The organism is Pseudomonas quasicaspiana (assembly GCF_021147825.1).
Classification (GTDB): domain Bacteria; phylum Pseudomonadota; class Gammaproteobacteria; order Pseudomonadales; family Pseudomonadaceae; genus Aquipseudomonas; species Aquipseudomonas quasicaspiana.
In genome coordinates this window covers 19,398-30,082 of the sequence record NZ_JAGTPI010000068.1, presented here as the reverse complement: position 1 = coordinate 30,082, position 10,685 = coordinate 19,398, and the positions used below count along the sequence as shown (strand labels likewise).

General features: G+C 58.5%; 8 protein-coding genes. 6 read left to right on the top strand and 2 right to left on the bottom strand.

Annotated features, from left to right (window positions below):
• Positions 1-361 precede the first annotated feature (361 nt).
• The gene (gene mrdA, locus KDX30_RS25700) at positions 362-2,251 is read right to left on the bottom strand and encodes a penicillin-binding protein 2 (RefSeq protein WP_231677848.1); all 1,890 of its coding nucleotides are present in this window, start codon (positions 2,249-2,251) and stop codon (positions 362-364) included.
• 448 nt (positions 2,252-2,699) lie between these two features.
• Here mrdA and KDX30_RS25695 point away from each other — a divergent pair, with 448 nt between their 5' ends.
• Genes KDX30_RS25695 through KDX30_RS25685 form a run of 3 tightly spaced genes read left to right on the top strand, consistent with a single transcriptional unit; the run spans position 2,700 to position 6,441 of the window.
• A complete protein-coding gene (locus KDX30_RS25695) occupies positions 2,700-3,449 on the top strand; it encodes a gluconate 2-dehydrogenase subunit 3 family protein (RefSeq protein ID WP_231677847.1) in 750 nt (249 codons plus the stop codon).
• Positions 3,450-3,454: 5 nt separating this feature from the next.
• The gene (locus KDX30_RS25690; protein ID WP_231677846.1) at positions 3,455-5,218 is read left to right on the top strand and encodes a GMC family oxidoreductase; all 1,764 of its coding nucleotides are present in this window, start codon (positions 3,455-3,457) and stop codon (positions 5,216-5,218) included.
• Positions 5,215-6,441, top strand: coding sequence for a c-type cytochrome (locus KDX30_RS25685; protein WP_231677845.1), 1,227 nt, complete (start codon positions 5,215-5,217; stop codon positions 6,439-6,441). Before KDX30_RS25690 ends, KDX30_RS25685 begins: the two co-directional genes overlap by 4 nt.
• A gap of 416 nt (positions 6,442-6,857) precedes the next feature.
• On the opposite strand, the gene KDX30_RS25680 is transcribed toward KDX30_RS25685, so the two are convergent.
• Positions 6,858-7,274 carry a winged helix-turn-helix transcriptional regulator gene (locus KDX30_RS25680; RefSeq protein ID WP_231677844.1) on the bottom strand — a complete coding sequence of 139 codons (417 nt, stop codon included), beginning with the start codon at positions 7,272-7,274 and terminating at the stop codon, positions 6,858-6,860.
• Positions 7,275-7,359: 85 nt separating this feature from the next.
• On the opposite strand from KDX30_RS25680, the gene KDX30_RS25675 reads away from it, so the two are divergent.
• From KDX30_RS25675 to pdxR, 3 genes are all read left to right on the top strand, one after another.
• Positions 7,360-8,217: an SDR family oxidoreductase gene (locus KDX30_RS25675; RefSeq protein WP_231677843.1), complete on the top strand. Its 858-nt coding sequence runs from the start codon at positions 7,360-7,362 to the stop codon at positions 8,215-8,217.
• Between the two features lie 157 nt (positions 8,218-8,374).
• The gene (locus tag KDX30_RS25670; protein WP_231677842.1) at positions 8,375-8,686 is read left to right on the top strand and encodes an RcnB family protein; all 312 of its coding nucleotides are present in this window, start codon (positions 8,375-8,377) and stop codon (positions 8,684-8,686) included.
• Between the two features lie 426 nt (positions 8,687-9,112).
• Entirely contained in the window at positions 9,113-10,543 is a 1,431-nt protein-coding gene (gene pdxR, locus KDX30_RS25665; protein WP_231677841.1) for a MocR-like pyridoxine biosynthesis transcription factor PdxR, read from the top strand.
• The last annotated feature ends 142 nt before the right edge of the window (positions 10,544-10,685 follow it).

Genomic DNA, 10,685 nt, shown 5'->3' with positions numbered 1-10,685 from the left:
GCATCAAGCCCTATCGCCAACAAGTTGCCTCCTACCTGACCCAGCGCAAACCGGTAGGAGCGAACTTGTTCGCGAGGCGGTCGACCTGATTCACCGCATCAAGCCCTATCGCCAACAAGTTGCCTCCTACCTGACCCAGCGCAAACCGGCAGGAGCGAACTTGTTCGCGAGGCGTCAGACCTGACTCACCGCATCAAGCCCTATCGCCAACAAGTTGCCTCCTACCTGACCCAGCGCAAACCGGTAGGAGCGAACTTGTTCGCGAGGCGGTCGACCTGATTCACCGCATAAAGCCCTATCGCCAACAAGTTGCCTCCTACCTAAAGCAGTAAACAGAATAGACAGTGCCTAAGCTTAAAACCTATACGTGTGGCTCACCCGGTTTGGCCGGTGCCGCATATTGCGGTTTCAGCTTGCCGTCCTTGTCCAGCAGCCAGGCGTCGAGGATTTCCCTGACGACGGGGCCTGCGACCCGGCCGCCTGCCTCGCCGTTCTCGATCATCACCGCCACCACGATCTTCGGATGGTCGGCCGGTGCAAAGCCGACGAACAATGCGTTGTCCCGATGGCGTTCGAGGGTCTTGGCGCGGTCATAGCGCTCGCCCTGCTTGATCGCCACCACCTGCGCCGTACCGCTTTTACCGGCGATGCGGTACTGCGCGCCCTGCGCCGCTGCACGGGCGATGCCGCGGGGATCGTGCATGACCATCTGCATGCCGATGTTGACCTGATTCCACTCGTTGGGATCATGCAGCACGATGTTCGGCATTGGATGCTCGTCCACCGGAGCACTGTCGCCGACCTCCATGGCCAGATGCGGACGAATCCACACGCCCTTGTTGGCGATCAACGAAGTGGCTTGAGCCAATTGCAACGGCGTGACCTGCATATAGCCCTGACCGATGCCGAGAATCACGGTTTCGCCGGGGAACCACGCCTGACGTCGCGTAGCACGCTTCCATTGCCGCGACGGCATCAGCCCTGCTGACTCTTCGAACATGTCCAGCGAGACCTTTTGGCCCAGACCGAACATGGTCATGTAGTCGTACATGCGGTCGATGCCCAGCTTGTGCGCCAGGGTGTAAAAGTAAGTGTCGTTGGAACGCATGATTGCAGCGTCCATGTCCACCCAGCCATCGCCGCTGTGGTTCCAGTTACGGTATTTGTGATCGAAGTCCGGCAACTGGAAATAACCGGGGTCAAAAACTTTGGTCGAGGCGTTCACAACGCCGCTGTCGAGACCGGCAATCGCCACTTCCGGCTTGATGGTCGAACCCGGTGCATAGAGGCCACGCAGGACCCGGTTGAACAGCGGCCGGTCGATGGAATCTCGCAACGCCGCGTATTCCTTGAAGCTGATCCCGGTGACAAACAGGTTCGGATCGAAGCTAGGCTTGCTGACCATCGCCAGTACCTGACCGGTTGCCGGATCCAGCGCTACCACCGAACCACGACGGTCCCCGAGCGCGGCTTCCGCAGCTTCCTGCAGGTGAATATCCAGGCTCAACGTGATGTTCTTGCCCGGGACCGGGTCGGTGTGTTTGAGCACACGCAACACCCGCCCCTGCGCGTTGGTCTCGACTTCTTCATAGCCGACCTTGCCGTGCAGTTCAGACTCGTAGAACCGTTCGATGCCGGTCTTGCCAATGGACTGAGTGCCGCGGTATTCAACGGAATCCAGTTGTTTGGCTTCTTTCTCGTTGATCCGCCCGACGTAACCGATGGAATGAGCAAAGTGCGCGCCCAACGGGTAATGCCGCACGAACTGAGGCTCGACGTCGATACCCGGCAACAGATACTGATTCACCGCCAGCACAGCGATCTGCTCTTCGTTCAGCTCGTACAACAACGTCACGGGTTCGAACGGGTGACGCACTTGCTTGAGGTCTTTGTCGAAGAGGATCCGCTCTTCCTCGGGCAGCTTGAGCAGCACCATCACTTCATCGATGACCTTGTGCCAATCCCCTGCCCGCTCACGAGTCAGCGTCATGTTGTAGCTGGGCCGGTTATCCGCCAGCACCACGCCATTACGGTCATAGATCAAGCCGCGCTCGGGAGCGATGGGCAGTACGTGCACGCGGTTATTTTCAGAGATGGTCGAGTGGTAGGCGAACTCGGTGACTTGCAGGAAATACATCCGCGCAACGAGGCACGCGCTCAGGACGGCCACGAGCAGCGCACAGGCGATCAACCGCTTGTTGACCAGCCGGGCATCTTTCTCGTGATCCTTTAAAGGAATTGGATCGGGCATTTCTACAGCTTCTCGGTGGTTGGCTAATACAGATGCTGGCCGCACAGCAAAAAATCTGTGAGGAGATGTTTCCGCACACGACAGGGTGCGCACGATACCAAGAAGTGGCTGTTCAGTGAGGATTTGTCTTATCTGAGAGGTATGAACGGCTGGCAAACAACAGAGGATTATTACTCTGAGCGCAACAGTCCATTGTGAAATGAGTGCGGCGCAACGTTTGGCAACATACCTATCATGGCGGACGTGCGGAAAAGATGATCGCGGAATCTGGCTTTTGCCTGCCTAGCATGCGCTTCGGGCTTACCGATTTGCCAGAGACCTAATGTCACACCCTCACGTGAGTTTTCAGTGTCCCTCAGTCGGACAAAACACCGTGTATTGACCGCGACACGCCAACTGTCGATGGGACTCGCTCCTGTCGTATGCGTTCGCAGGAGCCTCAAAAAAAATGACTGACCTGCCACCAAAAGGCCTGACCCGCCGCCAACTGCTGGTGTCCTCTGCAACCACCCTCGCCGCCGGTGCCGCCGCCAGCGCCAAGGCCGCCACCCTCACCGGCGTGCCGCAATGGGTGCCTTTCGATCACAACGGCCCGATGCATTACGAAACACCGGGCTGGCAGTTCTTCACCGCCGAAGAAGCCCGTGAAGTCGAAGCCATTGTCGAGCGCCTGATCCCCGCGGATGACCTCAGCGTCAGCGGCAAAGACGCCGGATGCGCCGTATTCATCGACCGCCAGTTGGCGGGCGAGTACGGTACTTTTGATCGCCTGTACATGCAGGGCCCGTTCGCAAAGGGCACGCCCATGCAGGGTGATCAATCGCCACTGGTGCCCCGTGAGCGCTATCGCCTGGGCATCGCCGCCTTGACCGGCTACTGCCAGAAGCAGTTTCAGAAAACCTTCAGCGCCCTGAGCAATGAAGAGCGCGACAAGGTCCTGACCGATCTGGAAAAAGGCTCGATTGAGCTGGAAGGCATCGACGCGAAGCTGTTCTTCCAGCAAGTGCTGGGCAACACCATGGAAGGCTTCTTTGCCGACCCCGTCTACGGCGGCAACCGCGACATGGTGTCGTGGAAAATGATCGGCTTTCCCGGTGCCCGTTATGACTACCGCGATTACATCGGTCGGCATAACCAGAAACTCGACCTCACACCGATATCGATCATCGGCAGCTCCGCCTGGCAAAAGAAGGGTTAATCGACATGGCTAGAAAACTACCTTCCACCGATGTGGTGGTTGTCGGACTCGGCTGGGCCGGATCTATCATCGCCAACGAACTCGCCGATGAAGGCTTGAGCGTCATTGGCTTCGAACGCGGCCCGTGGCGCGATACGGCGGCCGATTTCAACATCGCCTCCGCCACTGACGAATTGCGCTACGCGCGGCGTCAGGATCTGATGCTGCGTACCAAACAGAACACCTGCACCATCCGCAACAACGTCACGGAAACAGCCTTGCCTATGCGCAGCTGGGGTTCTTTTCACCCTGGTAACGGGACTGGCGGCGCAGGCAACCACTGGGCTGGGATTGCCTTTCGCTTTCAGCCTGAAGAGTTTCGCCTGCACAGCCACCTGACCGAGCGTTACGGCAAAGAGCTGCCCGCCGAGTTGACCCTGCAGGACTGGGGCACTGACTGGGAAGAGATGGAGCCGTTCTACACCAAGTTCGACCGTCTGGCCGGGGTTTCCGGCAAGGCTGGCAACATCAAGGGCGTGATTCAGGAAGGCGGCAACACCTTCGAAGGTGCGCGCTCGGAAGAATATCCGAACCCGCCGACCGAGCAGACCTACGCGCCGGTATTGTTCGCCGAAGCGGCGAAGAATCTGGGTTACAAGCCCTTCCCCGTACCCTCTGCACTGGTTTCCCGGGCTTACACCAACTCGTTGGGCGTGACCATGGGCGCCTGCACCTTCTGTGGCTTCTGCACCAACTACGGCTGCGCCAACTACTCCAAGGCCAGTGCGATCACCACGGTACTGCCGGTTCTGATTCGCAAGCCTAACTTCACCGCGAAGACCAATTGTGAAGTGCTGCGCGTGACCATGGACAGCACCGGCAAGCGCGCCACCGGGATCATCTTTGTCGATGCCAATGGCGAAGAGTTCGAGCAACCTGCCGATCTGGTGGTGATCAGCGCGTTCATCTTTGAAAACGTCCGTCTGATGCTGCTGTCCGGAGTTGGCAAGCCTTACGACCCGGTGACCAACACCGGTACTACCGGCCGCAACTATGCCTACCAGACCGCCAACAACGTGCGTCTGTTCTTCGATGACAAGAACTTCAACCCGTTCATCGGTGGCGGCGCCATCGGCATGGGCATCGATGAATTCAACAACGACAACTTCGACCACTCCGGTCTGGGCTTCGTCGGCGGCGGCAGCACTCGGGTAACCCCTATTGGCGCAGCGCCCATCGAATCGCGCCCGGTGCCACCCGGCACCCCGACCTGGGGTTCGAAATGGAAGCAGGCGACCGTCAAGAACTACGCAAACAGCATGTCCATCGGCTGTGAAGCCAGCAGCTATTCGATCCGTGGCAACTACCTGTCACTGGACCCGACCTACAAGGACCCGCTGGGGCGGCCACTGCTGCGTATCACCTTCGACTTCCCGGAAAACGATCGCAAGATGGCCGCGTACGTAACCGGCAAGGTCCATGAGATCGCCAAGAGCATGAACCCTGTGCAAATGGTCGACAGCGCCCAGACCGGGCACTGGAACAGCTCGCCCTATCAGTCCTCGCACATCGTTGGCGGTTTCATCATGGGCGCTGATCCGAAAACCAGTTCGGTGAACAAACACCTGCAGGTCTGGGATGTACCGAACCTGTTTGTGGTCGGTTCGTCGGCCTTCCCGCAGAACCCCGGCTACAACCCCACCGGCACCGTCGCGGCGCTGGCCTTCAAGGCCGCCGATGCGATTCGTACCCGATATTTGAAACGCCCAGGGGAGATGATCCCGGCATGAAGACTCTTCTCTCTGTCTGTGTGGGCGTATTGGGTCTGACCCTCAACGTCGCACACGCTGCCACCGGTGCCGACTCGTACAACCTGGTGGAACAAGGCCGTTATCTGACCACTTTGGGCGACTGTACCGCTTGCCATACATTGCCTGGCAAACCGGCATTCTCCGGCGGCGTGGTGCTGGATACGCCGTTCGGCAAACTGCTGGGGGCGAATATCACGCCTGACCTGGTCACGGGTATTGGCCGCTGGACCTTCGACGATTTCCAGAACGCCATGTCCAAAGGTCACGGCCTGGACGGCAAGCGCCTGTATGGGGCAATGCCGTACACCGCGTACACCAAGGTCACCCGTCAGGATAACCAAGCGATCTGGGCCTACCTGCAAACGCTGGATGCGGTGGACAACAAGGTTGAAACCAACCAGTTGCCCTTCCCGTTCAACGTTCGTACCAGCTTGCTGGCGTGGAACCTGATGAACTTCAAGGAAGGCGAATTCAAAGCCAACCCACAGAAGTCTGAACAGTGGAACCGCGGCGCTTATCTGGTGGAAGGTCTCGGGCATTGCGGTACCTGCCACACGCCCAAAGGCCTGACCGGGGGCGACAAGAACGATCAGTTCCTGACCGGTGCCAACCTGCAGAACTGGGTCGCGCCGAACATCACCGCCGACGCCCACAGCGGCATTGGCAAGTGGACCGAGGAAGACATCGTCAAGTACCTGAAGACCGGCGCCAACCGCTTCGACATTGCCTCAGGTCCTATGGCCGAGGAAGTCGAGCATTCTTCGCAACACTGGAAGGACACCGACCTCATGGCTGTGGCGGTGTACCTCAAGGACGGCGCGAAACCGGCTGAACCACCCAAGGCGCTGGACGCGAAAGACCCGGCCATGGTCGCAGGCAAAACCATCTATGCCGACCGTTGCTCAGCGTGCCACGTAGGCAATGGCGAAGGTACAGAGAACCTGTTCCCTAAACTGGCCATGGCACCATTGGTCAACAGCGCTGACCCGTCGTCGATGATTCGCGTGGTGCTGGCAGGCAGTCGTGCCGGAGCCACCGATGCTGCGCCCACCGCACCGGCGATGCCTGCACTGGGCTGGGCACTGTCCGATGACAATGTCGCCAACGTGCTGACCTACGTGCGCAACAGTTGGGGCAACGCCGCTCCTGCCGTATCCAGTGCAGACGTGAAAGCCGTCCGCGAGGCGCTGCAACCGAAATAAACGATTCACCTCCCCTTTGCCCGGCCTCTTCATGTCGCCGGGCATTTTTTTGCCCGGGTGAAGCTCAAGGGATGGCGCAGATCCTGTGGGAGCGAGGCTTGCCCGCGATGCATAAGATGCTGCTAGACGACATACCGCGTTATCGTTTATCGCGACCAAGCTCGGCTCCCACAAGTTACTGCCACATCAAACAGTACTCAGGTCAATCTGGCTGAATCCACTTCCTCTCGCACCGCCATGATGCTGCCCGGCCTCGTCATGTCGCCTTTTGCCCGAGTGAAGCTCAAGGAGTTCCGCAGATCCTGTGGGAGCAGAGCTTGCTCGCGATGCATAAGACGCAGCTAGACGACATACCGCGTTATCGTTTATCGCGAGCAAGCTCGGCTCCCACAAGTTACTGCCACATCAAACAGTACTCAGGTCAATCTGGCTGAATCCATTTCCTCTCGCGCCGCCATGATGCGCGGCAGATTATGCTCGATCCAGTTCGCCAGACTTTCGACCTGCTGCGCCACTTCTTCACCCATAGGCGTCAGGCGGTACTCCACGTGAGGCGGCACAACCGGCAACGCTTTGCGCTCAACGAAACCATCACCCTCCAGATGCTGTAACGTCTGCGAAAGCATTTTCTCGCTCACGCCGCCAATCTTGCGGCGTAGTTCACTGAAGCGGTGCATGCCGCTGCGCAGTACTACCAACACCAATACACCCCAGCGACTGCAAACGTGATTGAGCACGATTCGTGACGGACAATCAGCCGCCATCAACTCGCCCGCCCGCGCTTCCATCACTGCTGCGAGCAATGAACGGCTTTGCTGCTCTGATCCACTCATGACACTTACCTTTTTGTACGTACTTACGAAAGGTTAGCATCATGTTTATGCTCTGGCTTCCCTTAATACAGTCAAGGAACCGAGCATGTACGTCATTACTGGAGCAACCGGTCAATTGGGCCGTCTCGTGATTGAAAAGCTGTTGGCCAGCGTTCCTGCAGGACAAATCATTGCGGCCGTGCGCAGCCCGGAAAAAGCTGCCGACCTCGCTGCATTGGGCGTGCAGGTGCGTCACGCGGATTACTCACAAGCCTCGACCCTGGACAGCGCATTCAAAGGCGCCGAGAAAATCCTGCTGATTTCATCCAGCGAAGTGGGCCAGCGTACCGCCCAGCATCAAGCAGTCATCGACGCGGCAAAACGCGCCAACGTCAAGCTGCTGGCTTATACCAGCGTCCTGAATGCCGACACTTCACTGCTGGGCCTGGCGGAAGAACACCGTCAGACCGAAGCCGCACTGCAAAAGTCCGGCGTGCCTTTCGTGCTGCTGCGCAACGGCTGGTACACGGAGAACTACGCGGCGGGTATTCCTGCTGCGCTGGAACATGGCGCAGTGTTTGGCAGTGCTGCCGATGGCCGTATCAGCTCGGCAGCGCGGGCCGATTACGCAGACGCAGCCGTCGCGGTGCTGACCTCCGCTGAGGATCAGGCCGGTAGAGTCTATGAGCTGGCCGGTGACGACTCCTACACGCTAAGCGACTTTGCCGCTGAAGTATCAAAGCAGGCAGGCAAGACCGTGCCTTATACAGACTTGCCACAGGCTGATTTCCAGGCCGCACTGGTTCAGGCAGGCCTGCCAGGCTTTGTTGCTGATCTGCTCTCGGATTCGGATGCAGCCGCCGCTAAGGGTGCGCTATTCGATGCCCGTCGGCAGCTAAGCGCGCTGATCGGCCGCCCGACTACGCCGCTCGCCATCACCGTCGCCGAAACATTGAAGAACTGACGACACAGAGGCTCGCCCTGCGCCGTCAGGGCGAGCACTGGTTCACGGATCGGTTACCCCAACGGCCATCACCGAACAATCAAACCGAATGATTTTTTTCGACGGTTGTCCTAGAGCTACGAACAGAGCATTACGCACTGAGCCCTAGGAGCTGTATATGAAGAGCAAATCACTCGTCGCTTGTCTGGCAATTCTTGGCTGTGTGTCTCTGACCAGCCTGTCCGTCCAGGCCGCCGACGCCCCAGAGCCGACCATCGAGAAGTCCAAGGAGAACATGCATGAACTGGAACTCGGCTCTCGCGCCCCGGAAAAATTCCGCCGCCCTGAAGAAGGCCTGAAGGACTGGAGCAAGCGCGGACTGAAAGAGCCCGCCAAAGAATCCCAGTGGGTGCAGATCAACGATAAATATGTGCAGGTACAGCTCACCAATGGGCAAATCACTGAAATCGTGCCGGTGAAAAAGAAGTAAGAGCACTTGAATTGCAGGAGTGGCCCCGGTGTGCGTGACACCGCGCTGTCTCGCGGCAAACACTGGATCCTGTAGGAGTGAGCTTGCTCGCGATGGCGGTCGAACTGATGAGAAACTATCGCCTGACCAAACGCTATCGCGAGCAAGCTCACTCCTACAAAAAAGTAGCTGAATTCAAATAGTTATTTTTGCTAGACGAGAGCCGCCGAAGGCTGAGAAGCGATGTGTCTGATAAACCGCTATCGCAGCCTTCGGCAGCTCCTACAACAATTTCGCGCACACATCACTCAACCCCTCTTCCAGCAGCATGCTCAATACCTCCTGCCTTTGAAACACTTCTACCAAAGCTGATTGCCGAACCCGGCGCGCCCTGAAAGAATCAGCGGCCTTTTCAAACCGTGCGTCGCGGTGGGCCCGGAGCAAGCGATGGAACTGCACATTGTCATCAAAGGCCGCAAGGACCTGGCGAACCAGCTCTACGACCAATTGCGTGACAACATCGAGTCAGGTCGGCTCGCCGCCGGTGTGCAGTTACCGCCCAGCCGTTTGTTGGCCTTGCAACTGGGGGTTTCACGCAAAACCATCTCCGATGCTTATTCACGCCTGACCTACGAGAACTTCCTGGTCGGCAAAAGGGGCAGCGGCACCTTCGTCAACAGCCTGGCGACCGCCCAGTCTCGCCAGCAGGAAACCTGCGATCTGGCCAGTGCGGCAGTCCTGGAGAAATGGCAGAACCTGGAGCTGGGCCTGCGTCACCCAACTGGTGAAGAAACCCGACGCGGCGACTTCATTGGCGGCGCGGTCAGCCACAGTCATTTTCCCGCTGGTGAATGGCGACGTTGTATTCAGCATGCCTTGCGGCAACTGGCCAAAACACCCGGTTTGTACAGTCAGCCCCAGGGACTGGAGGTTCTGCGCAAGGCGATTGCCGGGCATATCGCCTTTGCCCGCGGCGTGCGATGCATGGCGGATGACATTGTTGTGTGTAACGGCGCGCAACAGGCGCTGGACCTTATTTCCCGGGTCCTGACCGAACCCGGTTGTTGCGTCGCCATGGAGGATCCGGGTTATAGACCGGCCCGTCTATTATTCTCTGCCCAAGGCGCAAGGGTGGTTGGCGTACCGGTGGACGCAGACGGCATACAAGTGGATGCGATCCCGGAGGACGCACGCTTTATTTACGTCACGCCGTCGCATCAGATGCCATTGGGCATGCCCATGAGCATGGCGCGTCGTCAGGCCTTGCTGGACAAGGCTCGGCGTATCGGCGCGATCATCATTGAGGACGACTACGACAGCGAATTCCGCTACGAGGGCCAGCCCACCGATTCATTACAAAGCATGGACCGTCACGGCATCGTCGCCTATGTCGGGACGTTCTCGAAGACTCTGCTGCCGGAGCTGCGGCTGGGTTACGCCGTATTACCCAGCGCCATTCATGCAGCCGTGATCAAGGCCCGGCAATTGACCGACTGGCACACCAGCACGCTGAATCAATGGGCGCTGGCCAAGTTTATCGACGACGGTTTACTGCAAAAACATATTCGTCGCTGCCACGGGGTCTATGTCGGGCGTCGGCAACGTATTCTTGAGCGTCTCACGACTGATCTCGCGCCATGGTTTGAAGCCATTCCGGCCACGGCAGGCTTTCACATGGCGCTGTGGTGCAAGGTGCCACTGGATGTCGAGCGGCTCATGAGACAGGCTCGCCAGCATGACGTCGGCATCTATTCACTGGCGCCGTATTACCAGTCCACACCTGATCGCGCCGGAATCTATCTGGGCTTTGGTGCCATCGAAACCCTGAACATCGACCCGGCGCTGGACCGGTTGCGGGATTTGCTGCAGACGTTTTGAGTGTTGGCAAAGATGCGTGGCGATGCGCTACTCTCGGGAGACGCACGCGCTGTTATGCTCTTACCGAACATGAGACGGTATTTGAACCTGAGTGTTTTTCTGCAGGAGCGCATGAGCACCGCGAGTCCGCGATGGCTTTGGC

Excerpts from the sequence above, each read along its gene's own strand:
- KDX30_RS25675 (WP_231677843.1), top strand. The coding sequence starts at position 7,360 with ATGTACGTCATTACTGGAGCAACCGGTCAATTGGGCCGTCTCGTGATT.
- KDX30_RS25680 (WP_231677844.1), bottom strand. The coding sequence starts at position 7,274 with ATGAGTGGATCAGAGCAGCAAAGCCGTTCATTGCTCGCAGCAGTGATG.
- KDX30_RS25685 (WP_231677845.1), top strand. The coding sequence starts at position 5,215 with ATGAAGACTCTTCTCTCTGTCTGTGTGGGCGTATTGGGTCTGACCCTC.
- mrdA (WP_231677848.1), bottom strand. The coding sequence starts at position 2,251 with ATGCCCGATCCAATTCCTTTAAAGGATCACGAGAAAGATGCCCGGCTG.
- KDX30_RS25690 (WP_231677846.1), top strand. The coding sequence starts at position 3,455 with ATGGCTAGAAAACTACCTTCCACCGATGTGGTGGTTGTCGGACTCGGC.
- pdxR (WP_231677841.1), top strand. The coding sequence starts at position 9,113 with ATGGAACTGCACATTGTCATCAAAGGCCGCAAGGACCTGGCGAACCAG.
- KDX30_RS25670 (WP_231677842.1), top strand. The coding sequence starts at position 8,375 with ATGAAGAGCAAATCACTCGTCGCTTGTCTGGCAATTCTTGGCTGTGTG.
- KDX30_RS25695 (WP_231677847.1), top strand. The coding sequence starts at position 2,700 with ATGACTGACCTGCCACCAAAAGGCCTGACCCGCCGCCAACTGCTGGTG.